This is a genomic window from Actinomadura sp. NPDC023710, from assembly GCF_040639875.1.
GTDB classification, from domain to species: Bacteria; Actinomycetota; Actinomycetes; order Streptosporangiales; family Streptosporangiaceae; genus Spirillospora; species Spirillospora citrea.
The window spans coordinates 87,766-111,561 of the sequence record NZ_JBFAGB010000023.1 but is presented as its reverse complement, the minus strand read 5'-3'; the positions used below and the strand labels follow the sequence as shown (position 1 = coordinate 111,561).

At 71.3% G+C, this 23,796-nt stretch carries 23 protein-coding genes; 15 read left to right on the top strand and 8 right to left on the bottom strand.

The features are described 5' to 3' along the window. Positions 1 to 11 precede the first annotated feature (11 nt). The 6 genes from AB0H37_RS25890 to pknB are packed head-to-tail and all read left to right on the top strand — an operon-like array spanning position 12 to position 8,441. Complete coding sequence (locus tag AB0H37_RS25890; protein ID WP_179831505.1) at positions 12 to 509, top strand: FHA domain-containing protein; 498 nt, start codon at positions 12 to 14, stop codon at positions 507 to 509. Continuing rightward, positions 506 to 2,089 (top strand): Stp1/IreP family PP2C-type Ser/Thr phosphatase, encoded by a 1,584-nt coding sequence (locus AB0H37_RS25885; RefSeq protein ID WP_360615767.1) that lies wholly within the window; start codon positions 506 to 508, stop codon positions 2,087 to 2,089. The genes AB0H37_RS25890 and AB0H37_RS25885 overlap by 4 nt, the downstream gene beginning before the upstream one ends. Next, the gene (locus AB0H37_RS25880; RefSeq protein ID WP_179831503.1) at positions 2,090 to 3,676 is read left to right on the top strand and encodes an FtsW/RodA/SpoVE family cell cycle protein; all 1,587 of its coding nucleotides are present in this window, start codon (positions 2,090 to 2,092) and stop codon (positions 3,674 to 3,676) included. Positions 3,677 to 3,692: 16 nt separating this feature from the next. After that, positions 3,693 to 5,168 carry a penicillin-binding transpeptidase domain-containing protein gene (locus AB0H37_RS25875; protein WP_329097179.1) on the top strand — a complete coding sequence of 492 codons (1,476 nt, stop codon included), beginning with the start codon at positions 3,693 to 3,695 and terminating at the stop codon, positions 5,166 to 5,168. Then, positions 5,165 to 6,607 (top strand): serine/threonine-protein kinase, encoded by a 1,443-nt coding sequence (locus AB0H37_RS25870; protein WP_329097181.1) that lies wholly within the window; start codon positions 5,165 to 5,167, stop codon positions 6,605 to 6,607. Before AB0H37_RS25875 ends, AB0H37_RS25870 begins: the two co-directional genes overlap by 4 nt. A 22-nt stretch (positions 6,608 to 6,629) precedes the next feature. Beyond that, the gene (gene pknB, locus AB0H37_RS25865; RefSeq protein ID WP_329097183.1) at positions 6,630 to 8,441 is read left to right on the top strand and encodes a Stk1 family PASTA domain-containing Ser/Thr kinase; all 1,812 of its coding nucleotides are present in this window, start codon (positions 6,630 to 6,632) and stop codon (positions 8,439 to 8,441) included. 218 nt (positions 8,442 to 8,659) lie between these two features. On the opposite strand, the gene AB0H37_RS25860 is transcribed toward pknB, so the two are convergent. From AB0H37_RS25860 to AB0H37_RS25845, 4 genes are read right to left on the bottom strand one after another with little or no spacing between them, the layout of a single operon-like run. Continuing rightward, positions 8,660 to 9,262 carry a gamma-glutamyl-gamma-aminobutyrate hydrolase family protein gene (locus AB0H37_RS25860; protein ID WP_360615764.1) on the bottom strand — a complete coding sequence of 201 codons (603 nt, stop codon included), beginning with the start codon at positions 9,260 to 9,262 and terminating at the stop codon, positions 8,660 to 8,662. Between the two features lie 6 nt (positions 9,263 to 9,268). Continuing rightward, entirely contained in the window at positions 9,269 to 9,457 is a 189-nt protein-coding gene (locus AB0H37_RS25855) for a hypothetical protein (RefSeq protein WP_179831498.1), read from the bottom strand. Positions 9,458 to 9,465: 8 nt separating this feature from the next. Continuing rightward, the gene (locus tag AB0H37_RS25850) at positions 9,466 to 10,107 is read right to left on the bottom strand and encodes a class E sortase (RefSeq protein ID WP_360615762.1); all 642 of its coding nucleotides are present in this window, start codon (positions 10,105 to 10,107) and stop codon (positions 9,466 to 9,468) included. A 23-nt stretch (positions 10,108 to 10,130) separates the two neighbouring features. Continuing rightward, complete coding sequence (locus AB0H37_RS25845) at positions 10,131 to 10,820, bottom strand: DUF881 domain-containing protein (RefSeq protein WP_329097190.1); 690 nt, start codon at positions 10,818 to 10,820, stop codon at positions 10,131 to 10,133. Positions 10,821 to 10,967: 147 nt separating this feature from the next. Here AB0H37_RS25845 and AB0H37_RS25840 point away from each other — a divergent pair, with 147 nt between their 5' ends. Next, positions 10,968 to 11,225 (top strand): cell division protein CrgA, encoded by a 258-nt coding sequence (locus AB0H37_RS25840; protein ID WP_021597057.1) that lies wholly within the window; start codon positions 10,968 to 10,970, stop codon positions 11,223 to 11,225. Between the two features lie 154 nt (positions 11,226 to 11,379). On the opposite strand, the gene AB0H37_RS25835 is transcribed toward AB0H37_RS25840, so the two are convergent. Together AB0H37_RS25835 and AB0H37_RS25830 are read right to left on the bottom strand one after the other, a co-directional pair. After that, a complete protein-coding gene (locus AB0H37_RS25835; protein ID WP_179831496.1) occupies positions 11,380 to 12,276 on the bottom strand; it encodes a rhomboid family intramembrane serine protease in 897 nt (298 codons plus the stop codon). A 72-nt stretch (positions 12,277 to 12,348) separates the two neighbouring features. Further along, entirely contained in the window at positions 12,349 to 12,873 is a 525-nt protein-coding gene (locus AB0H37_RS25830) for a peptidylprolyl isomerase (protein WP_329097199.1), read from the bottom strand. Positions 12,874 to 13,043: 170 nt separating this feature from the next. Here AB0H37_RS25830 and AB0H37_RS25825 point away from each other — a divergent pair, with 170 nt between their 5' ends. Continuing rightward, entirely contained in the window at positions 13,044 to 13,520 is a 477-nt protein-coding gene (locus AB0H37_RS25825; protein WP_329097201.1) for a hypothetical protein, read from the top strand. 111 nt (positions 13,521 to 13,631) lie between these two features. Then, the gene (locus AB0H37_RS25820; protein WP_329097203.1) at positions 13,632 to 14,441 is read left to right on the top strand and encodes an acyltransferase; all 810 of its coding nucleotides are present in this window, start codon (positions 13,632 to 13,634) and stop codon (positions 14,439 to 14,441) included. Positions 14,442 to 14,518: 77 nt separating this feature from the next. On the opposite strand, the gene AB0H37_RS25815 is transcribed toward AB0H37_RS25820, so the two are convergent. Together AB0H37_RS25815 and AB0H37_RS25810 are read right to left on the bottom strand one after the other, a co-directional pair. Next, entirely contained in the window at positions 14,519 to 15,976 is a 1,458-nt protein-coding gene (locus AB0H37_RS25815; RefSeq protein WP_179831492.1) for a DEAD/DEAH box helicase, read from the bottom strand. 200 nt (positions 15,977 to 16,176) lie between these two features. Further along, positions 16,177 to 16,635: a rhodanese-like domain-containing protein gene (locus tag AB0H37_RS25810; protein WP_329097207.1), complete on the bottom strand. Its 459-nt coding sequence runs from the start codon at positions 16,633 to 16,635 to the stop codon at positions 16,177 to 16,179. Between the two features lie 108 nt (positions 16,636 to 16,743). Here AB0H37_RS25810 and AB0H37_RS25805 point away from each other — a divergent pair, with 108 nt between their 5' ends. From AB0H37_RS25805 to AB0H37_RS25780, 6 genes are all read left to right on the top strand, one after another. After that, the gene (locus AB0H37_RS25805) at positions 16,744 to 17,727 is read left to right on the top strand and encodes a helix-turn-helix domain-containing protein (RefSeq protein ID WP_360615758.1); all 984 of its coding nucleotides are present in this window, start codon (positions 16,744 to 16,746) and stop codon (positions 17,725 to 17,727) included. A gap of 522 nt (positions 17,728 to 18,249) precedes the next feature. Next, on the top strand, positions 18,250 to 19,641 hold the full coding sequence (locus tag AB0H37_RS25800) for an iron-containing redox enzyme family protein (protein WP_360615756.1): 1,392 nt from the start codon (positions 18,250 to 18,252) through the stop codon (positions 19,639 to 19,641). Positions 19,642 to 19,759: 118 nt separating this feature from the next. Next, entirely contained in the window at positions 19,760 to 20,122 is a 363-nt protein-coding gene (locus tag AB0H37_RS25795; protein WP_179831488.1) for a Rieske 2Fe-2S domain-containing protein, read from the top strand. Continuing rightward, entirely contained in the window at positions 20,119 to 21,204 is a 1,086-nt protein-coding gene (locus AB0H37_RS25790; protein WP_329097213.1) for a 50S ribosomal protein L11 methyltransferase, read from the top strand. Before AB0H37_RS25795 ends, AB0H37_RS25790 begins: the two co-directional genes overlap by 4 nt. Further along, the gene (locus AB0H37_RS25785) at positions 21,201 to 22,670 is read left to right on the top strand and encodes an iron-containing redox enzyme family protein (protein WP_360615753.1); all 1,470 of its coding nucleotides are present in this window, start codon (positions 21,201 to 21,203) and stop codon (positions 22,668 to 22,670) included. Before AB0H37_RS25790 ends, AB0H37_RS25785 begins: the two co-directional genes overlap by 4 nt. Beyond that, positions 22,667 to 23,785: a hypothetical protein gene (locus AB0H37_RS25780; protein WP_360615751.1), complete on the top strand. Its 1,119-nt coding sequence runs from the start codon at positions 22,667 to 22,669 to the stop codon at positions 23,783 to 23,785. The genes AB0H37_RS25785 and AB0H37_RS25780 overlap by 4 nt, the downstream gene beginning before the upstream one ends. The last annotated feature ends 11 nt before the right edge of the window (positions 23,786 to 23,796 follow it).

Below are 23,796 nucleotides of genomic sequence, written 5' to 3'. Positions count from 1 at the left end.
CCCCGACTCCGATGTCCCCATTCACCCTCACGCTGATCAAGCTGGCGTTCCTCGCGGTGCTGTGGCTGTTCGTCATCGCGGCCGTCGGCGTGATCAGGGCCGACCTGTTCGGCTCGAAGGCCGCGTCCAAGGCGGCCACGCGCGCATCCCAGCCCCGTCCCCCCCGGGCGGCCAGGCAGCCGAAGCCACCCCGGCCGCAGCGCAGCGCCCAGAACGGTGCCCCGACCAAACTCGTGGTCGTCCAGGGCGAACGGGCCGGCACTGTCATCGACCTCACCGGGGTGCCCATCACCATCGGCCGTGCCAATGACGCCACGCTCGTCGTGACCGACGACTACGCTTCGAGCCGGCATGCCCGACTTTTCGCGCAGGACGGTCAGTGGATCGTGGAAGATCTCGGCTCGACCAATGGGACGTATCTCGGACGCACGAAGGTGAGCCGGCCGATGCCGGTTCCCCCGGGCGTTCCGGTCCGTATCGGCAAGACCGTGATCGAGCTGCGCAAATGACACTGGGAATCCGCTACGCCGCGCGCTCCGACGTCGGCATGCTGCGCGAGGGCAACGAGGACTCGGCGTACGCGGGCGCGCACCTGCTCGCGGTGGCCGACGGGATGGGCGGGCACGTCGGCGGCGAGATCGCGAGCGCCGCGGCGATCGAGGCGCTGCGGGCCCTCGACAAGGACCTCCCGGCGACCGAGCTGCTGGCCGCGCTGGAGCACACGGTCAAGACGGCGAACGACAACCTGCACCGCATCGTGGAGTCCGACCCCGCCCTGCAGGGCATGGGGACGACGCTGACCGCGATGCTGTGGGCGGGCAACCAGGTCGCGCTGGTGCACATCGGCGACTCGCGCGCCTACCTGCTGCGCGACGGCAGCCTGTTCCAGATCACGCACGACCACACGCTGGTGCAGTCCCTCGTCGACGAGGGTCGGATCAGCCCGGACGAGGCGGCCTCGCACCCGCAGCGCTCGCTGCTGCTGCGGGCGCTGGACGGCCGCGGCGAGGTCGATCCGGACCTGTCGCTGCGCGAGGCGAAGGTCGGCGACCGGTACCTGCTGTGCTCGGACGGCCTGTCGGGCGTCGTCACGGCGGAGACGATCTTCCAGGTGCTCACGGAGGTGGACGACCCCGAGCAGGCCGTCCGGCAACTGATCGACCTGGCGAACCGGGGCGGCGGCCCCGACAACATCACCTGCGTCGTCGCCGACGTGGTGGACCTGGAGCGCCGGCCCCCGACGGGCGGCCCCGGCCACGCGGTCGGCGCGGCGGCCAACGCGGCGCCGCCGGAGCCGCCGGGCGGGGGGACGGGGCCGAACACGACCGTCGCCGACACCCCGGCGGGGCGGGCCGCGCAGCTGCGCGACACCAGACCGCATCCGCCGGTGGCGGTGGACGAGATGCCGCCGCCGCAGGCCCCGATGCCGATGGGCGACGCGATGGGCCCACCGCCGGCGCCGGGCACCATGCCGCAGTCCCAGCGGATGCGGGGGCGGGGCGGCACGCGGCGCTGGACGTGGCTGGTCGTCGTGGCGGGCGTGGTCGTCGTGGGCGTCGTGGCGGGCGGGTTCGTGCTGCTGCAGAACGTCCGGAACGGCTACTACGTCGGCGCGAACAAGGCCGGCGAGGTCGTCCTCTACCGCGGGACGACGCAGAAGGTGCCGGGCCTCAGCCTGTCCCGCGAGGCCGCCAAGAAGGAACAGCCGAAGCAGCCGATCCTGGTGGCCGACCTCCCGCAGGACCTCCAGCAGCAGGTCAAGGACACCTACACCGTCGACGGTCCGAAGGCGCTGAAGCAGCTGGAGAGCGCCGTCTGCAAGTACTCGCTCATCGGGCAGGGCGGCAAGGTCGCCATGGTGAAGGGCCGGGAGCAGCAGAACTGCCGGCAGACCTCCGTCAAGAGCAGCGACATCCGGATCGACGAGCTGCCCGCCTCGGACGTGACCGCGGTCGAGAAGGGCACCCTCGTGTTCATCGGGCAGAAGGCGGCGCAGACCAAGCTCGACCAGCTCGGCGCGCACCGGGAAGAGTGCAAGCAGCGCACCCCGTCCATCAAGGACTGCCCCTCCAGCGGAGGGAGCTCGTAGATGCAATCGATCGGGGAGCAGATCCGGGCCCACCTCCCGTACCAGCGGCGCAACGCCGCTTCGCTGGCCTTGCTGGCCTTCGCGATGATCCTGACGCTGTCGGCGTTCGCGGAGGTCGGCCTCGCCCGTGACGGGAACATCCCCGGCGGCCTGTTCGTGTACGGCGGCGGTCTCGCCGTGCTGGCGTTCGTCGCCTACTTCTTCCAGGCGAAGTTCACCCCCTACGCCGACCCGCTGCTGCTGCCGCTCGCGGTGGCGCTGAACGGCATCGGGCTGGCGATGATCTACCGCCTGGACCTCGACACCAGCCATGACCGCAAGGTCGCGGCGGCCGCGGGCAAGAAGCTGCTCCCGGACGCCGCCGACGCGCCCGGCCAGCTGATGTGGACGTTCGTCGGAATCGCCCTGTTCGTCGGCGCCGTGCTGATCATGCGCGACACCGACAAGCCGGACGCCCCGCTTTCGTTCCCGCCGAAGACCGCGCAGCGCTACACGTACCTGATCGGGCTCACCGCGGTCATCCTGCTGCTGCTCCCGATCGTCCCGGGCATCGGCCAGCAGATCAACGGCGCCCGCGTGTGGATCCACCTGGGTCCGTTCTCGGTGCAGCCGGGCGAGTTCGCCAAGCTGCTGCTGGTGGTCTTCTTCGCCGGATACCTGGTGAACAAGCGGCAGGCGATGTCGCTGATCGGCAAGAAGGTCGGTCCGATCAGTCTGCCCCGGGCCCGCGACCTCGGTCCGATCATGGTGATCTGGTTCTTCTGCCTGGGCGTGCTGTTCATGCAGAAGGACCTCGGCACCGCGCTGCTGTTCTTCGGCCTGTTCGTGTCGATGCTGTACATCGCGACCCAGCGGGTGTCCTGGGTGGTGATCGGTGTCGGGCTGCTGGCGGTCGGCATCTTCATCGCGACGCTGCTGCCGTTCATGGGCCACGTGAACCAGCGCATCGACATCTGGCAGAACCCCAAGCCGTACTTCGACGGCGGCTGCCTGCTGGACAGCGGCAAGGTCGTCCCGGTCAACCCCGACACCACCATCTACAAGAAGTACAAGGATCAGGGCAGCATCTCGCCGGGCTTCTCGGCCTGCGCGGAGCTGGGCGGGGAGTACTCCGACAGCGCGCAGCTGATGAAGGGCCTGTTCGCGCTCGGCCAGGGCGGCGTCCTCGGCACCGGGCTCGGCCAGGGCGAGCCGTGGCGGACGCCCCTGTCCTTCAGCGACTTCATCTTCGACTCGCTCGGCGAGGAACTCGGGCTGACCGGGTTGATGGTGTTGCTCTTGATATACGCGTTGATCGTGCAACGCGGGATGAAGACGGCCGTGGCGGCGCGGGACCCGTTCCTGAAGCTGTTCGCGGGCGGCGTGTCCTTCGTGCTGGCCCTCCAGGTCTTCGTGATCGTCGGAGGCGTCACACGGCTCATCCCGCTCACCGGCCTGACGACGCCCTTCCTGTCCCAGGGCGGCTCGTCGCTGATGGCCAACTGGATCCTGATCGCGATCCTGGTGCGGATGAGCCATGACGCGCGCAAGCCCGCCCCGCAGGCGATCCAGGACGAGGGCATGACCCAGATCGTGAGCACGAGGTGACTTCCCCCCTATGAACATGGACAAGCCGGTTCGGCGGGTGGCGATCTTCGCGTTGCTGCTCTTCTTCGGACTGATGGCGCAGGTCAACTACGTCCAGGGCAGCCAGGCGGAGGACCTGCGGACCGACGCGCGCAACAGCCGCCAGTACGCGGACGTGTTCAACTCGCCGCGCGGCCAGATCTCGGCGGGCGGCGAGGTGCTGGTGACCTCGAAGGAGACCGGCAAGGACAACCCGAAGTACGGCCGGACCTACAAGGACGGGCCGATCTTCGCGCCGATCACCGGGTACTTCAACGGCAACGCCACCCAGGTCGAGCGGGCCTACAACTCGCTGCTCGGCGGCAAGGACACGCGGATCACGCAGCAGCGCTGGTTCGACACGTTCATCGGCAAGAAGGCCGAGGGCGCGAACGTCGAGCTGACGATCGACCCGCAGGCGCAGCGCACGGCGTACGAGCAGCTGAAGGCGCGGACGGCCGGCGGCCGCCGCGGCGGCGCCGTCGTGATCGACGTGAAGACGGGCGCGGTCAAGGTGGCGGCGTCGTGGCCGTCGTTCGACCCGAACGAGGTCGCGCCGCAGACCGGTGAGAAGGGCGGCAAGCGCCTGGAGCAGCTCGACAAGGGCGACGGCGTCATCAAGCCGCTGGTCGACAACGCCCTCAGCCAGACGTTCCCGCCCGGTTCCTCGTTCAAGGCGGTGGTGTCGGCGATCGGGATGCAGAAGCTCGGCCTCAACAGCTCGTCGACGGTGAACACCGGGCAGCTGATCCTGCCGGAGTCGGGCCGCCCGCTGCCGAACTCGCACGACAGCGGCAGCTGCGCCGGGTCGGCCCCGCTGCGCGGCGCCTTCGCCGAGTCCTGCAACACCTCGTTCGCGAAGATGGCGCTGGACATGGGCATCCAGGAGCTGCACGACGGCTCCACGAGGTTCGGGTTCGGCAAGCACGTGCAGCTGGAGCCCGACATGTACGCCGCGGAGAGCGACGTCCCGGTGTCGATCAAGGACGCCAAGGGCAACACGATCGAGACCGGCAAGGACGGCACGGCGCGGTCCGGCATCGGCCAGGAGAACGTGCGGGCCACGCCGCTGCAGATGGCGATGGTCGCCTGCTCGATCGCCAACGGCGGCAAGATCATGAACCCGTACGTGGTGCAGAAGGTCCGCGCGAAGGACCAGAGCGAGCTCTACAACGTCTCCCCGAAGGAGTTCGGCGAGGGGATGAGCGACGGCCAGGCCGGCCAGCTGGAGGACATGATGCGCGCGGTGGTCTCCGAGGGCACCGCGAAGAACCTGGCGGGCATGCGGATCGCCGGCAAGACCGGTACCGCCGAGCAGGGCCCGGGCAACCCGAACGCGAACTGGTTCGTCGGGTTCAGCCCGCCCCAGAACCCGCGCTACGCGTTCGCCGTCATGACCGAGGCCCCGGGCTCCGGCGCCGCCAACGCCGGCCCCATCGCCGGGGCGATCATGGCGAAGGTCCTGCAGAAGTGAGTACGGGCCTCGTCCTGAACGACCGGTACCGGCTGCTGGAGCGGCTGGCGATCGGCGGGATGGGCGAGGTCTGGCGCGCGTCCGACGCGCTGTCGGGGCGGCTGGTGGCGGTGAAGCTGCTGCGCCTGGAGCTGGGTTCGGACATGCGGGCGCGCGGCCGCTTCGAGTCGGAGGCGCGCTTCGCGGCGGAGCTGCGGCACCCGGGGATCGCGCGGGCGTTCGACTACGGCGAGCAGGCCGGACGGACGTTCCTGGTGATGGAGCTGGTGCCGGGCGAGCCGCTGGACGAGATCCTCGCGCGCGACGGCGGGCTGCCGCTGGAGGCGGTGCTCGACCTGATCGTGCAGGCGGCGCGGGCGCTGGTGGTCGCGCACGCGGCCGGGATCGTGCACCGCGACGTCAAGCCGGCGAACCTGATGGTGGCACCGGACGGCACCCTGAAGATCACCGACTTCGGGATCGCCCGCCGGCTGGCGGCGGCGTCGCAGACCCAGACCGGGATGGTCATGGGGACCGCGCACTACATCTCGCCGGAACAGGCGCAGGGCCTGGAGCTGTCCCCGGCGGCGGACCTGTACTCGCTGGGCGCGGTGGCCTACGAGTGCCTGACGGGCGCGCCGCCGTTCGACGGGCCGACCGCGGTGGAGGTGGCGCTCAAGCACGTCCGGGACGCCCCCGCGGAGCTGCCGCGACGGGTGCCCGAGGCGGCCCGCGAGCTGGTCATGGAGATGCTCGCGAAGGAGCCGCGGGACCGTCCCGCGGACGCGGACACGGTCGCCGCACGGGCGCTGGGGATCCGCGCGTCGCTCAGCACGGGCCGGGTCGGCACGACCCGCGAGGCCGCCCGGCTGGACACGCCTCGCAGGGGTGCACGCCGGTCCCCCGCCACCAGCCCCGATCCCCATCTCGCAAGATCGTCTACTTTGTCGGGATTTGACGCTGACGAAGGGGCGGATAACCTCGCCAGCGGGCCAGTGTCCGGGCAACGGCGCTCGGCAGTGGCGTACGCGTCCGTCGCGGCCGTCCTGCTGGTCTGCGTGATCGTCGTCGGCTCCCTGTGGAAAGGGCTGGCCTTCGCCGGACCGGGCGAGGACGAGCGGGAACCGCCCGCCGCCCCGGCCACCCGGCCGGTCGGGGACGACAGTGTCGACGATCCGGCCTCCACCCCCGCCCCCGGCACCCCGCGGCGGCACTCGGGCCGGAGCACTCCGAGGCCGGCTGTCCCGCCGCGGCACCGGACGCATAGGATCCGTCCGTCAACGCAGGGGCCGCCCAAGGCGTCCCTGTCACATAAGCCATCCACGAATCCGCCCCGGGCGACTCCCACCGCCCCCGAGCCCACACCCGCACCGACGGGGAGCACCACGACTCCGTCAACTCCGAGCCCGGATCCCCCGCCGACCCCGGAGGGGAAGCTAGGTTCTGGAGACAAGGTGTAGACGTACGAGGGAAAGTGCACATATGAGTCAACCTCGGCTGCTCGGCGGCCGCTACGAGCTCGAAACGGTGATCGGGCGCGGCGGCATGGCCGAGGTCTACCGTGCCCGGGACCGCCGTCTCGATCGCATCGTCGCGGTCAAGACGCTGCGGTCGGACCTGGCCCGTGACCCCACGTTCCAGGCCCGGTTCCGGCGCGAGGCCCAGTCGGCCGCGTCGCTGAACCACCCCTCGGTCATCGCCGTGTACGACACCGGCGAGGACATGATCGGCGACACGCCGATCCCGTACATCGTCATGGAGCACGTGGACGGGAGCACGCTGCGCGACCTCCTGAGGGAGAACCGCGCGCTGCTGCCGGACAAGGCCCTGGAGATCACTGACGGGATCCTGCGGGCGCTGGACTACAGCCACCGCGGCGGCATCGTGCACCGCGACATCAAGCCGGCCAACGTGATGCTCACCCGGCAGCACGAGGTCAAGGTCATGGACTTCGGCATCGCCCGGGCCATGGCCGACACGGCGTCCACGATGACGCAGACCGCCCAGGTGATCGGTACCGCGCAGTACCTGTCGCCCGAGCAGGCGCGCGGGGAGCGGGTGGACGCCCGCAGCGACATCTACTCGACCGGTTGCGTGCTGTACGAGCTGCTCACCGGCAAGCCGCCGTTCACCGGCGACTCCCCTGTCGCGATCGCCTACCAGCACGTGCGGGAGGAGCCGGTCCCGCCGTCGCAGGTGGACCCGCAGATCCCGCAGTGGGCGGACGCGATCGTGCTGAAGGCGATGGCGAAGGAAGCCGACCACCGCTACCAGAACGCGACGGAGTTCCGGCAGGAGATCCAGCGCGTCCTGCAGGGCCAGCCCGTGTCGTCGACGGCGGCGTCCACGATGCTGATGGGCGGCCAGCAGCCGCAGGGCACCCAGGTGATGGGCGCGTACGGCGGCCCGGCGCGCACGCAGGTGCGGCGGCCGCAGGACGACGGCTACGGCCTGCCGCCCGTCCACTACGACGACGAGGCCGGACGCGGCGGCGGCGGCAAGAAGGCCGCGCTGTGGGTGGGCCTCGCGGTGCTGTTCATCGGCGGCGCAGCGCTCATCGGCCTGCTGATGAGCGGCGGGGACGACGCGGCCGACCAGGTCGCGATCCCCAAGAGCATCGTCAACGTCTCGCAGAACGACGCGACGGCCCAGCTCACCAAGCTCGGCTTCAAGGTCGGCGAGCCGAGGACCGACTTCAACGACGACGTCCGGAAGGGGTTCGTGATCAGTTCCGATCCGCAGCCCGGCACGGACGCCGCCAAGGGCGCTTCGGTGACGCTGCTGGTCTCCAAGGGCAAGAAGCCGCCCACGGAGATCGAGATCCCGGACGTGACCGGCAAGCCGTACGCCGCGGCGAAGAAGATCCTGGAGGAGCGCGGGTTCGAGGTCGACAAGCGGGTCGATTCGAACGACACCGTGCCCCGGGGCAACGTGATCTCGACCGATCCGACCGGCGGCTCGAAGGCGGCGAAGGGCTCGAACGTCACGCTGACGGTGTCGACCGGCCCGTCGAGCATGAAGGTGCCGAGCCTGTTCAACAACAGCCAGCGGGCCGCCTGCGGCAAGCTGGAGGGTCTCGGCCTGAAGTGCAGCGTGCAGAAGGGCACGCCGCCGCCCGACAAGCAGGTCGCTCCCGGCTTCGTCTACGACCAGCAGCCGGGTGAGGGCGCGACGGTCGCGCCGGGCGAGACCGTGACCATCTTCGTGGCGCAGAAGCCGCCGACGCCGACGCCCGGCCCGGGCACGCCGACGCCGGGCTTCCCCGGCTTCCCACCGGGCAACGGCCAGGGCTGACCGAAAGTTGATCGAGGGCCCCGTCTCCGGCCGGAGACGGGGCCCTCGGGCGTTTCGCAGGCCGCGTCGCGGGGGGCCGGACGGGCCCGGGCATGAGAGAAGGGCTTCCGCCACTCGGGGGCAATGGCGGAAGCCCTTCGTCATGGTCTTCGTCACGACGCCAGGGAACGTTACGTATTTCAACCGATATTTTCTAGCTTGGGACGAGATGGGAGTGCCTAGCTCCCGCCCACCCGGTGAAGGCGCTGGTCAGCACAGGTGTCGAGCCAGTTCCGAAGCAGTCGATGGCCGGCGACGGAGAGGATCGACTCGGGGTGGAACTGGACGCCCTCGACGGGCCGGCCTCGGTGGCGCAGGCCCATGACGACGCCGTTGCGGGTGCGGGCGGTCACCTCCAGGACGTCCGGCGGGACGGTCCCGGGCACGACGGCGAGCGAGTGGTAGCGGGTCGCGGCGAACGGGTCCGGCAGACCGCGGAAGACGCCGGCGCCGTCGTGGTGGATCTCGCTCGTGAAGCCGTGGACGATCTCGGGGGCGCGGGCGACCGTCGCGCCGTGCACGTGGGCGATCACCTGGTGGCCGAGGCAGACGCCGAGGAGCGGGGTGCCGCGGCGCTCGGCGTCCCGCACGAGGTCGAGGCAGACCCCGGCGTCGGCGGGATGGCCGGGTCCGGGGCTGAGCAGGACGCCGTCGACGTCGGCGGCGTCCTGGACGGCGACGTCCGAACGGTCCCGGACCACGCAGTCGGCGCCGAGTTCCAGCAGGTACTGGACGATGTTGTAGACGAAGCTGTCGTGGTTGTCGACGACGAGGACGCGCATCGCCGGTCAGCCCGGGGTGGCGGAGCCGGACGGCGCCGGGTCCTGCACCACGCCGTGGTCGAACTGGACCTTGGGTTCGACCCACGGGAACACGACGTACCAGAGGAGGACGGCGATCGCCACGAACAGGCCGAGCGCGGTCGCGGTCTTGGTCTGCCACGCGCCGGGCAGTCGGCGCCAGATCCAGGCGTACACGAGGCCTCCTACGTCCCGGCGGCGCGGGCCGACGCCGCGCGCGGCAGCGTCTCGACCAGCTCGCCGAAGATGATCATTCGTTGGGCGGCGGAGTACTTGGGGTGGCAGGTGGTGAGCGTGAGGAGCCGCTCGGTCGGCCGCCGCTTCGGGTGGAGCGGGACGGGAGCGGTCACCTCCGTCGCCGACGGCTTCACGATCCGCCGGTCGGTGACCTGGTAGACGTACTGCTCGTCCCGGGTGTCGATGAGGATCTTGTCGCCGCGGTCGAGCTCGCCGAGCCGGTTGAACGGCGCGGAGTAGGTCGTCCGGTGGCCGGAGACCACGAAGTTCCCGACCTGGCCGGGCAGCGCGCTGCCCGGGTAGTGGCCGGGCCCCTTGCGCAGGTCGGCCCGGTCGACGCCCTCGATCACGACGAAGCGGTAGTGCTCGCCGAACCGGGGGATGCGGATCACGGCGAGGCCCTTGCCGAGCTCGACCCTCTCGGTGGTGACCTTGGTGGCCCGCCAGTTCTTCAGCATCTCGTCGCCCAGCCTGTCCTGCGCGCCCTTGGTGTACTGGCCGGTGCCCCAGAGCTCGTACGTCACGAACAGCATGACGATCAGCCCGGCGGTGATGCACAGCTCGCCCATGCCACGGATCACCGTCCGCACCGCGTCCTCCTCTGCCGGGGGGTTCAGCCGCCTTTGGGCGGTTCCGCCGGAACCGTAGCGTGCTTCATGGTCACGTTGCCGGTGTAGGGCGGCAACGTGGCGCGTTCCACCGTCCGCACCGCGTAGCCGAGCCCGTAGGCGCGGACGTACCTGCGGTAGATCGCGATCTCGCGGGACGCGCCGAGCGCCGCGCGCAGCCGGTCCGGATCGCCGACGGCGGTGATCCGGAACGGCGGGGAGTACACGACGCCCTGGAGGATCAGCGTATTGCCGACGCACCGCACCGCGCTGGTCGAGATCACCCGCTGGTCCATGATCTGCATGGCGCGGGCGCCGCCCGCCCACAGGGCGTTGACGACGGACTGGACGTCGCTCTGGTGCACCACCAGGTCGTCCGGGCGGACGCCGCGGGGCAGCTCGCCCGACTTCGGCGGCGGCGCGTCGTCCAGCGAGACCCGGACGGCGCGGCCGGCGGCGGGGGTGAACCCGGCCTCGGCGGCCAGCCGGTCGGCCTCCGCCTGAGCGTTTTTCACCCGGGCGTCGTGACGTCCGGCCTCCCGGGAGATACCGTCGACCTGGCGGCGCAGCCGCCGGTACTCGGCGCGATCCTGCCGGCCCCGGCGCTGCTCCGCGGTGATGAGCTCGGTGATCCTGGTCCGGCCCTGCTCGCGCAGGCTCGTGCCGCGGGCCGTGCTCGCGCTCGCCGCGAACAAGGTTCCCGCAAGGAGCGTGAGAACTGGGATGATGCTTCCCCACGCTGGACGCCGTACGCTGCTCACCAGCGACTACGCTAACCGACAAAACACCCATGCGCGGCCCGGCGCTCCGGCCGCCGGACGCCCGAGGAGATCGATCCCACCGTGGCCAAGTCCAAAGTGCGCAAGAAGGCCGTCTACACGCCCCCGCAGAAGTCCAAGGCTCCCGAGGTCAGCCCGCGCTGGCTCGTGCCGACGATGGTCGGCCTGTGGCTCGTCGGCCTGATCTGGATCGCTGTCTTCTACGTGACGGCCAGCACCGGTACGGACGTGCCGTACATGACCGACCTGCACAACTGGAATCTGGGAATCGGCTTCACCGCGATCATCCTGGGTGTGATCCTTTCGACCCGCTGGCGCTGAACGCACGTTATCCACAGGTTGAGGATCCCTCACCGCGCCTTTCCCCAGGTTTTCCACAGCGGGTGTCCACAGGCGCCGGAGCGCGGACGCCGCCGCGCGTGAGCCGTGCGGCCGGTGCGGGCCGTGCGGCCGTGCGCGGCGGCCCCGCGCACGGCTACACCGCCGGGCTCAGCTCGGCCGTCCTGAGCATCACGAGCACCGCGAGCAGCACCAGCACGGCCAGCGGCGCGCCCAGGTGGAACAGCCGGCGCCGAGCCTCGGGTGCGTAGGCGTAGGCCGCGGCCAGCGCCGCCCCCACCGCGAGGCCGCCGACGTGGCCCTGCCAGGAGATGCCCGGCACCGAGAACGTGATCACCAGGTTGATCACCAGCAGCACCACGATGGGGCCGACCGGCCCGCCGAGCCTGCGGCCGATCACGAAGTACGCCCCGAACAGCCCGAAGATGGCCCCGGACGCGCCGACCGCCGAGTCCTGCGGCGAGCCGACCAGGTACAGCAGCACCGAGCCGCCGAGCCCCGACAGCACGTAGAGGGCGAGGAACCGCCACCGTCCGAGCACCTGCTCCAGCGCGGGACCGACGGCCCACAGCGCCCACATGTTGAACAGGATGTGGGTGATGCCGAACGATCCGCCGCGCTGGTGCAGGAACATCGTGGTGAACAGCCGGTACCACTCGCCCTCGGCGACCCCGCCGACCTCCCCGCCGGGCAGCACCCCCCGGCCGAGCATCATGAAGTCCCAGACCACGCGCCAGGACGCCAGCTCGGCGAGGTAGACCGCGACGCACGCGCCGATGAGCGTGTAGGTGACGACCGGCACCGCGGCCGCCGGGCCCCGCGCGCCGAGGACCGTCCGGGGGACCGCCTTGCGGGCCCCCCGGTTGCCCTCGGCGACGCACTCCACGCACTGGTGCCCCACCGCCGCGTCCCGCATGCACTCGGGGCAGATGAAGCGGTCGCAACGGGTGCAGCGCACATACGTCTCGCGGCTCGGATGCCGGTAGCAGGTCGGCACCGAGGTCTCGGGGGCGGGACTCTGGTCTGTGCTCATCAGTGGCTCCGTGGGCCGTACGTACGGTGGGTGCTCGGCTCACCCGAAACGGGGTCTCACCGTGACGAACGTCTAACGGCGCTCGATCGTCACCGACTCGATGACGACGTCGTTCTTCGGACGGTCCATCCGCCCCGTCGGGACCTTGCCGATGCTGTCGACGACGTCGGTGCCCTCGATGACCTTGCCGAAGATGGTGTGCCGGCCGGTCAGGTGCTGGGTGTGCGCGACGCTCAGCGTGATGAAGAACTGGGAGCCGTTGGTGCCGGGCCCGGCGTTCGCCATCGCCAGCAGGTACGGGCGGTTGAACTTCAGGTCCGGGTGGAACTCGTCCTTGAACTCGTAGCCGGGGCCGCCGGTACCGGTGCCGAGCGGGTCGCCGCCCTGGAGCATGAACTGGTCGATGACCCGGTGGAAGATCGTCCCGTTGTAGAGCGGCACGTCCGACTTCTGGCCCGTGCGCGGGTCGGTCCAGGTGCGGGTGCCCTCCGCCAGCTCGACGAAGTTCGCCACGGTCTCGGGCGCGTGCTCCGGGTACAGCTGGATCACGATCTTGCCGAGCGACGTGTTGAGCGTCGCGAAGATCTCGTTGGCCACGCTGGCCGCCTCCTCTTGAGATGGGTTCTGTGACAACCGGTGCGCGGTCCGGCCGGGCCCGGATTCGTCACCTTGAGTGAAAGACTCGTCACGATCGCGGTGTTTACCTTCCGTTCGCTGGGAAGGCTGCCTGACAGGACCTCGCAAACAGGGAGGTTAGCGTGTCCCTAATGATCAATATCCGCCGGAAGCCGCAGGACGAGGTCGTCAACCGGCTCGGTCTCGTCCAGCAGGCGGCCCGCCAGGGCGCCGACGCGTGCCGGCAGAGCGCCGCCGACGCGGCCGAGCGGATCGGGCCGATCGCGAACGAACGCGTGATGATCGCCCGTGGATGGAGCGCACCGAGGCTGCGGCAGGCGGCCCGGTACGTGGAGACCGGGCTCGCCCCACGGGTGAGCTCGTTCCTGAGCGATGTCGCCGGACGGGTGGAACCGCCGAAGTCGGCGGCCAAGCCCGGGCGCGGCGCCCTCATGGCCATGATGGGGGTGGTCGCCGCCGTCGGCGTGGCGGGCGCGGTGGCGACACGCCGCGGCGCCGTCCGTGACATGGCCAAAGGGTCGAACGAACACGCGGGCAGCGCGACCTCGGCCGACTCCATGACGGTCAGCGGCGCCGACGCGGACGGGCAGGTGCATTCACCGCACTGAGCCCCGCGAACGCGCTGAGCGCACAGGTGAAGGGTCCGGTCGCACGGCGGCCGGACCCTTCGCCGTCCCCGTGCGGCCGGGGGGTTGCTACCACCCGGTACGGTGAACGCCATGTCGCCGAAACGCCCCTTGCGGCAGGTGCTGGCGGCCCGCGCGAAGCAGCGGGCGCGCCAGGGCGTGCACACGGTCGTGCACCACGCCTGGGAATGGATCCAGCGGCACGGGGAGATCACCCCGCACACGCCGGGCCGCCGCGAGTTCGCCTACCTGGGTGAGGGCGCCTGCATCGGATTCCCGACCGGCGCGATCTACGGCGAGCCCTGGATCTCGATCGGCGACCACACGCTGGTCGGCACGCACGTCACCATCTCCGCCGGGTTCGTGCCCGGCCTCGACCTCGGGCCGGACGTCATCGTCCGGATCGGCGGGAGCTGCTCGCTCGGCCGCGGCACCCACATCGTCGGCCACCAGTCGATCGACATCGGCGACGACGTCTTCACCGGCCCGAACGTCTACATCACCGACCAGAACCACACCTACGGCGACCTGCACACCCCGATCGGGCGGCAGTGGCCGGAGAACAACCCGGTCGTGATCGGGGACGGCTGCTGGATCGGCACGGGGGCGATCATCCTGCCCGGCACCCGCCTCGGCCGCAACGTCGCGGTGGCCGGCGGTGCCGTCGTCCGCGGCGAGTTCCCCGACCACTCGGTCATCGGCGGCGTTCCGGCCAAGATCCTGCGCAGCCACGACAAGGAGAACGGCTGGCAGCCGCCCCTGCGCACCGACCCCCTCATGTCCCTGGACGAGCTCGCGTCCCTCTCGGTGGACGGCCTGGAGGGCCTGCAGATCCTCCAGGACAGGCTGCGCGCCGAGTCCGCCGCCCGTGAGGGCGACGTCCTCAGCGAGGAAGCCGGCTGACCGTCCGGTCGCGGCGGCCACCCGACCTGGAACGCGGAAGAGCCCCGCCGTTGCCGGCGGGGCTCTCCTGTCGTCGGTCAGCTGGTCCGGGCGGTCCGGCGGTCGCCCCCGTAGGAGGCGCCCCGGCGGTTGCCGTGGGAGCCGCCGCCGGTCCGGGGGCCGCCGCGGCGTTCGCCGGACGAGTAGGAGCGGTGCTCGCCGTGCCCGCCCTCGCCGTCGCGGCGGCGGTTGCCGCCCTCGCGGTCGAAGGTGCGCGGGCCGCGGCCCCGACGTCCGCCGCCCTGCCGGCCGCGGCCGCCCTCGCGGCGCGCCGGCCGCTCGGGGATGATCGGCTCCTCGATCGGGATGCCGGACGGCTGCCGGGCGCCGGTCACCTTGACCAGCTCGGAGTCGCCGGCGGACACCCGGGTCCGGGGCGCGTTGATGCCGGCGCGGCGCGTCATCGCGGACGTGGCGCGCACCTGGTGCGGCAGGACGAGCGTGACGACGGTGCCGCGCTCGCCGGCGCGGGCGGTGCGCCCGGCGCGGTGCATGTAGTCCTTGTGGTCGGCGGGCGGGTCGACGTGCATCACCAGGGACACGTCGTCGACGTGGATGCCGCGGGCGGCGACGTCGGTGGCGACCAGCACGCTGATGGTGCCCTCGCGGAACTCGGCGAGGGTGCGGGTGCGCAGGCCCTGGCTCTTGCCGCCGTGCAGGCCCGCCGCGCGGACCCCCGCCTGGGTGAGCTGCTTGGCGAGCCGGTCGACACCGTGCTTGGTGCGGGCGAACAGGATCGTCCGGCCCTCGCGGTTGGCGATCTCGGCGGTGATGGCGCTCTTCTCCTTGGGCGCCACGAGCAGCAGGTGGTGGTCCATGGTGGCGACGGACTCGTCCACCGGGCCGATCGCGTGCGTGACCGGCTCGTGCAGGTACCGCCGGACCAGGACGTCGACGTCCTTGTCGAGGGTGGCGGAGAACAGCAGCCGCTGCCCGCCGGGCTTGGCGGCGTCCAGGATGTCGGTGACGTCGGGCAGGAAGCCCATGTCGGCCATGTGGTCGGCCTCGTCGAGCACGGCGATCTCGACGTCGGACAGGTCGCAGGCGCCCTGGCGCATCAGGTCCTTGAGCCGGCCCGGGGTGGCCACGAGCACCTCGACGCCGCGGCGCAGGGCGTCGATCTGCTTGAACATCGAGGTCTGGCCGATGACGGTCTTGAAGCGCAGGCCGAGCCCGCGGCCGAGCGGCTCCAGGTTCGTCTGGACCTGCTGGGCGAGCTCGCGGGTCGGGACGAGGATCAGCGCCAGGGGACGCTTGGGGGCGGCCTTGCGGCCGGCGAGGCGGGCCAGGAGCGGCAGCCCGAACGCCAGGGTCTTGCCGGAGCCGGTCTTGCCGCGCCCGAGGACGTCGCGTCCCGTCATGACGTCGGGGATGGCGGCGGCCTGGATCGGGAACGGCGCCTCGATGCCCTGGCGGACCAGGGCGCTCACCAGCACCGGCGGGAGGCCGAGCTCGGCGAAGGTGGGAACCCTCTCCTCGTCCGCGATGGCGGGCATGGTGGGGTTCTGTTCAGCGGCAGCTGTGGTCACGCATTACCTTCCGAGAGGGGGGCACGTCTCGGGAGGCACCGCGTGGGTGTGGCCTGCAAGGACGAGCCTGGCGCCGTCGTCGGCGCCGAAGAGTGATTCCTAGAGTCTAACGTCGTCGGAGGACGACCTTATGCCCCGTCCCGGAAGGAACATGCGCCACGTCACGCTCAGCAAGCACAGGAAACACCGTTGACGGGGGCGGTGAGCGGGTCCGGTGAACGCCGCGTGACTGCGCCGCCACCGGTCTCCACGGCGTGGCCCTCCCGCGCCCAGTACTCGAATCCGCCGAGCATCTCCTTGACGGGACGGCCGAGCTTGGCGAACTCCAGCGCCGCCTTCTGGGCGCCGTTGCAGCCCGGCCCCCAGCAGTAGACGACCACGTCCGCGTCCGCGGGGACGAGCGCGGCGGCGCGTTCGGCGATCTCGGCGGTGGGCAGGTGGACGGCGCCCCGGACGTGGCCCTGCGCCCAGCTCTCGGCGCTCCGGGTGTCGACGACCACGATGCCGGGCGTCCCCTCGGCGAGTCGGGCGGCCACGTCGGACGCGTCCGTCTCGAAGGCCAGGCGGGCGGCGAAGTGCCGGAGCGCCTCGTCGGCGGTGGCGGGCACCGGGCTGACTGCGTTCATGTGCGGGCTCCCTCGAACGTGAGAAGTCTCTCGTGGCCACCTCGATCCTCCGGTGGCGGCGCCGCGCCCGGAAGTGGCGTGAATGCCGACTGTCGCTAAGATCTCGCCATGCGCGTTGCCTCCCCGTCCCGCCGGCACACGGTGTCGGTGTTGGTGTTCGACGGGATGGCGCCGTTCGAGCTCGGCACGGTCGTCGAAGTGTTCGGGCTGCCCAGGCCCGAGCTGGACGTCCCCTGGTACGACCTGCGTGTCTGCTCGCTGGAACGCGGCCCGATGCGGGCGGTGGGCGGTTTCACGATGACGGCCGAACACGGGCTGGACGCGTTCGCGTCGGCGGACACCGTGCTGGTCGTCGCCGTCCCCGACGTCCGCGGGGACCCGCCGCCCGAGGTCGTCGCGGCGCTCCGGGAGGCGCACGCGCGGGGCTCCCGCGTGGTGTCCATCTGCTCGGGCGCGTTCGCCCTGGCCGCCGCCGGGCTCCTGGACGGACGGGAGGCGACCACGCACTGGCGGTACGCCGACCTGCTGCACCGCCGCTTCCCGGACGTCCGGGTGACGCCCGACGTCCTCTACGTGGACGGCGACGACGTGCTCACCGGGGCGGGCAGCGCGGCGGGTCTCGACATGTGCCTGCACCTCGTCCGCAAGGACCACGGCGCCCGGGTCGCCAACGCGGTGGCGCGGCGGCTGGTCGTCACGCCGCACCGGGACGGCGGGCAGGCGCAGTTCGTGGAGGCGGCGGTGGTCCCGCCTGGGGAGGACGACCCGGTCGCGCGGGCGATGGCCTGGGCGCTCGACCACCTCGCCGAGCCCATCACCGTCGCCCGGATGGCGCGGGAGGCGTGCCTCGCGCCACGCACGTTCCTGCGGCGCTTCCAGCAGCGGACCGGGACGAGCCCGCTGCGCTGGGTGGTCGGCCAGCGGGTCCTGGCCGCGCTGCCGCTGCTGGAGGGAGGCGGCGCGCCGATCGAGGAGGTCGGCGCGGCGGTCGGCTTCGAGAGCCCCGCGACGTTCCGCCACCACTTCGCCCGGACGATGCGAACCTCCCCGTCCGCCTACCGCCGCACCTTCCGCACCACCACCGCCCCCTGACACCCGCCCTGCGCCGGGCGCGGGCGGAGGCGGGGGTCGGCGTCCGGTTACGGTCACGAAGCGGGGGGTGTCTCCGGAGCTTCCTGACCAGCAGGAGTCACCGATGTCATGGGTGAGTTGCGCCGTGGCGGCCGGCGGTGCGCGCCTGCGGTGACCGCGAGGGGCGACGAGGTCAGCACGGCTGTCATGGTGCGCGGGAGGGGCGCGGCGCCGAACGGCCCGAACGCCCACAAGATCATTTTGGACGGGACCGAAACGTCCGGCCGCCGGGCCGGGAAATCCGAACGCCGGCACAAAGTTCCAGATCAATCGTTGATCATCGGCCGAAGCCTTTGTTAATCTGCCCGGCAGCCAGGGGGAAGCGGTCTCTTACTGCTAGTGATAGACCACTTCCGCTCAGCGACATTTGTTCATCCCACCAACAAATGGAAGCCGTTCTCAGTGACCATGGCCGACACAATCGGCCGCGCACGCCTTCAGCTACACCCGACCCTTGAGTAGTCAGGTGAACGGTACAAGTTAATGACAGTTCAACCGCAGGCGGCTCCTGCCGCCACACACGCCGGCGGCACCCTCGGAAAGCGGATCCTGGCGTTCGCCGGCCATCCGCTGTTCCGCGGTGACGCCCAGGTCGTCCACGGCCGCAACCCCTACCGCCGCATGCTCGTGCCCGGCTCGCTGGCCGAGTCCGACTTCGACCGCCCGCCGGGCCCCGGCGACTGGGCGACCCATCGCTCTCTCGCCGCACACCGGCTGCTCGGGACCTTCTACGAGGCCGAGACGGTGCTGCTCCCCGAGCAGGGACTCGACGGCCTGTACGAGGATTTCGACCTCTTCTACGGGCGCGACCTCAAAGAACTCCGGGAGACCTCGGTCTCGGAGCTGGAACGTTTCGCGTTCGGCTGTCTGGACGATGCCGTGGACGTCAGCGGCGCCGCCACGCCCGAGGTGCTGGAGGCCTACTTCCAGCACGTCGTGGAGGAGGCCGCCGCCGGGCCGTCGCCCGCGCTGACCGCCATCGCCGACGCCCGCGACCGCAAGAGCGCCGCCGACCTCTACCTGGTGCAACTCGCGCTGGACGGGCTCACCGAGGCCTCCGCCATGTCGCGCAACCTCGCCGGCGCCTACGGCCCCGAGCAGTCCGCCCTGTTCAAGATCTTCATCGATGAATTCGGCTACGGGGTCTACGACGCCAAGCACACCACGATCTTCGCCAAAATGCTGCGCAGCCGCGCGATGGCGACCCATGTGCACGCGTACTGGAACTTCTACCTGGCCGGGCCGCTGGCGACGAACAACTACTATTACTACCTGTCCCGCGACCATGCGAAGTTCTTCCGCTACGCGGGCGCCGTCACTTATGCGGAGGCTGTTTTCGCGCCCGCATTCGTGGAAATGATCAAAGTCTTCCGCAGCATATTCGGGGACACCGTCGATCTGCATTACTGCGACGAGCACGCGCACATCGACGAGCACCACGGGCGCATCACCCGGGACCAGGTGCTGCTGGCCCTGGCCGGGCGGCACGGCCCGCGGGTCGTCCCCGAGCTGCTGCGCGGCATCGCGGAGGCGCGGCTCGTCGGCGGCTGGTTCGAGGACGACACCGCGGCGCAGATCCGCTGGTCGGACGACCTCCCCCGGCACCGGGAACTCGCCGGTTCGGCGCGGACCGGATCCGAACCGCCGCAGCGCGTCGCGCTGACCGCCGAGAGCCCGTTCGGCACGCGCAGCCACGACGGCGACGTCGTCCTGGAGGTGGAGCACGGTGAGGCCGACCTCGTCACGACCCCCACCGGACCGCCCGAGCGGCTGGCGCGCGGCGAGGCCGTGCTGATCCCCGGCGGACGCCTCTACGGGATCCGGCCGGCGACGCCGGAGACCGCCTGCCTGCTCCACGCCGTCTCTCCCGCCTGAGACTCCCCACTCCCCGACGCTCCCACCGAGACTCCCGTCTCTCCCGCCCCGCCTGACAGCGCCATGCCCAGTGCCGCCCCCGCCCGTCACCGGCCGCGCCCGAAGACAAGAGGAGCCGATGGCCCGCGTCATCGTGATGGATCTGAGCCGGCACAACACCGTGATGGTCGGCCACGACCGCTATTTCGTCCTGCACGAGGGCGAGCGGTCGCTGCTCGTCCGCGACCACTGCCCGCACCGCGGCGGCCCGCTCAGCCTGGCCCGCCGCACCCCCGACGGGCGGCGGCTCAGCTGCCCCTGGCACGGCACCAAGGTCGGCGTCTCCGCCGTGAAGCGCTCCTGCCTGCCGATGGTGCGCAGCGGGGACGAGGCCGTCGTCGTCCTTCCGGAGACGGGCGCCCCCGTCTCGGTCATCCACAAGGAGATCCTCGCCAACCTGCCGCCCGATCCGACCCACGACGAAGGGGCCGAGAGCCGATGAACAGCGCACAGCCGCAGACGCAGGGCGCGGTCGCCGGGATCCGCGACGGAATGGAGCTCGGCGAGTTCCTCAGGTGGGGGCGCGACCTGCACCACCAGGGCCGCTACGAGGACGCGGCCCGGGCCTTCGAGCTGATCCTCGGCATGGACGCCGACAACCAGGAGGCGCTGATCGGCCGGAACCGGGCCGTCCGGCGCTCCGTCCCCCGCTGGCACTGGGAGATGCTGCACGACGAGGAGCGCGCCGAGCTGTACGACAGGGCGATCCGGCAGGCGGTGGCGTCCGCCCCGGAGGCGCTGGTCCTCGACATCGGCGCCGGGTCGGGCCTGCTGGCGATGATGGCGGCGCGGGCCGGGGCGCGCGAGGTCGTGGCCTGCGAGGGCCAGCCGTCCGTCGCCGAGACGGCGGCGCGGGTGGTCCGGGTGGCCGGGTACGACGACGCGGTCGGCGTCGTGTCGAAGATGTCCACCCGCATGACGGTGCCCGGGGACCTGCCGAGGCGCGCCGGCCTGCTGGTCACCGAGATCGTCGACTGCGGGCTGCTCGGCGAGGGCATCCTCGGCACGATCGCGCACGCCCGCGAGCACCTCCTCGCCCCGGACGCGACGATCATGCCGTCGCGGGGGCGGATCATCGCGCAGCTCATCGAGAGCGAGCCGCTGCACCGCAAGAACCACGTCGGCAAGCTCTACGGGTTCGACCTCGCGCCCTTCAACCGGCTGTCCACGCTGGAGTACTTCGACTCCCGGCTGCACCGGCACGAGCACCGGACGCTGTCGGAGCCGATGACGGTGTTCGAGTTCGACTTCTACACCGCGGACGCGCGGCCCCAGCGCACCGAGCTGACGGTCCAGCCGACGGCCGCGGGCAAGATGCACGCGGTCGCGTTCTGGTTCGAGATGGAACTGCTGCCGGGGATCGTCGTCGACAACGCGCCCGGCCATGACTCGCACTGGAAGCAGGCGATCCAGTGCCTGCCCGTCCCGCTGCACGTCCAGCCGGACCTGCCGGTGTCACTGGTCGCCGCCCACGACGGCGAGTGCGTCCGCTTCGAGGTCGAGTCCGAGGAGGTGGTCGCATGACGACCGTTACTGAGGCGATCGGCGCACCGGCGACGGGCATGGTGACGACGGGTGCGGCGCCGACGGCGGCCGCGGCGAGCGCCCTCGCCGCGTACTGCTCGCAGCGGATCTTCCAGCCGGGGCCCGAGGTCCTCATCGAGGGCAACCCGTTCCGGCGGCCGATCGGCCCGCCCGGCGCCGGCGACCGGGACTTCTCCGTCCCGGCGACGGAGGCCGAGTTCCTCGGCAGCGGGCAGCTCGTCGCCGGCCGCGTGCTGTGCAACGCCTACGAGAGCGACATGATCCTGCTGCCGCCCGCCGGGCTGGCCTCGGCGAAGGACGACTTCGCGCTCTTCTACGGCGACGAGGTACGGGCGCTGCGCGACGCCGTCCGGCCGGGCCTGGAACGGTACGCCTTCTCCTTCCTGGACGACGCCGTCGCCGTCCCGCCGGTGCGGACCCTGGAGGAGCTGCAGGCGTACTTCCTCGCCGAGGTCGGCGGGGCCGGAGCGCCCGCGGACGCGTCCGGGAGCAACCCGGCGGTGGACGCGGCGGCCGAGGTGACCGGGACCATGCGGCTGATCACCGAGTGCCGGCGGCCGGAGGAGGCCGCGGCGCTGCACCTCGTCCAGCTCGCTTTGGACGCGCTGACCGAGGCGTCGGCGATGGCGCGCAACCTCGGCGGCTCCTACGGCGTCGAGCAGTCCGAGCTCTTCAAGATCTTCAACGACGAGTTCGGGTACGGGCTCTACGGCGCCAAGCACAGCACGATCTTCAAGGAGATGCTGGCCAGCGTCGGGCTGCGCACCGACCTGCACGCCTACTGGAACTTCTACCTGACCAGCTCCCTGGTCGGGGTGAACTACTTCAACTGGCTCACCGAGGACCACCGCGGCATGTTCCGCTACATGGCCGCGGTGACGTACCTGGAATGGCTGTTCGCGCAGGGGTTCGCCGACACCGGCGCCATGCTCCGCGCCGTCTACGGCGACCGCGTGGACGCCAAGTACTGCGACGAGCACGCGCACATCGACGTCCACCACGGGCGGATGACCTACGAGAACCTGCTGCTCGGCCTGGCCCGCACGCACGGCGAGCTCGTCATCCCCGAGCTGGTGCGCGGCATCGAGGACACCAAGCTGCTGCTGCGCCTCGGCGACGCCGACTTCCGCGCGCAGATCGCCTGGGCCGACGGCCTCGACCGGTACACCGAGGCGGGCGCCGCGCTGGCGTCCTCCGCGATGGACGACACCGAGTCGAGCACGCTCCGTCCGGACAGCCCGTTCTGTACCGGCGTGTACGACTCCGACCGGCTCGTGGAGGTCACGAGCGGCGAGGCGGACGTGTACGCGTGGGCGACCGACCACCCGCACCGGCTCGGCACCGGCGACGTGCTGCTGGTGCCGCGCGGCCGCCTGCACGGCCTGAAGGCCGCCTCGCCCGAGGCCCGGGTGACCGTTCGAACCGTCGAGAGGACGTCGCGATGACCGAGAACGCGCCGTCGGCCGGGCAGGCCGCCCCGGTCGGCTCGTACAACGAGTGGGACCCGCTGGAAGAGGTGATCGTCGGCGTCGTCGACGGCGCCGCCGTCCCGCCGTGGCATCCGGCGATCGAGGCGACCGTGCCGCCCGAGGCGTGGGACTTCTACCGTCGCAACGGCGGCGGCGGCTTCCCGGAGGACCAGGTCGAGGCGGCCCGCGAGGAGCTCGAAGGGTTCGTGTCGATCCTGGAGGGCGAGGGCGTGACGGTCCGGCGCCCCGACCCGGTCGACCAGTCCCGACCGTTCGGGACCGGCGACTGGACGTCCACCGGCGGCTCGTCGCACACCTTCCCCCGCGACATCGCGCTGGTCGCCGGCGACCAGATCGTCGAGGCGACGATGGGCTGGCGGTCGTACTACTTCGCCACCCACCCGTTCCGGACGATCTTCAAGGACTACTTCCGGCGCGGCGCCCGCTGGGTCGCGGCGCCGAAGCCGCAGCTCACCGACGCGTCCTTCAACCCCGGCTACGCCGCGGCCAAGCCGGAGGCCATGTCCCTGGACGACCCGTTCCCCGACGCCACCTCCGTCATCACCGAGTTCGAGCCGATCGTGGACGCGGGCGACTTCATGCGGTTCGGCCGCGACATCCTCGTCCAGCGCAGCCACGTCACCAACCGGTTCGGCATCGAGTGGGTGCGGCGGCTGCTCGGCGGCGAGTTCCGGGTGCACGAGGTCGCGTTCGCCGACGACCACCCGATGCACATGAACGCCACGTTCGTCCCGCTGCGTCCCGGCCGGGTACTGGTCAACCCCGAGCGGGTGCCGGAGCTGCCGGAGATGTTCGCCGACTGGGACGTGCTGATCTGCCCGGAGCCCGCCATCCCCGCCGACCAGACGATGTACTTCTGCAGCCGGTGGATCGCGATGAACACCCTGATGCTCGACCAGGACCGGATCTTCGTCGAGGCGCAGGAGACCGACCTGCTGCGGCTGCTGGAGAAGGAGGGGTTCACCCCCGTCCCCGTCCCGTTCCGCACGGTCAACACCTTCGGCGGCGGCTTCCACTGCGCCACCCTCGACGTCCGCCGCCGCGGCGGGCCCGAGGACTACTTCTCCTGACAACCTGCGAT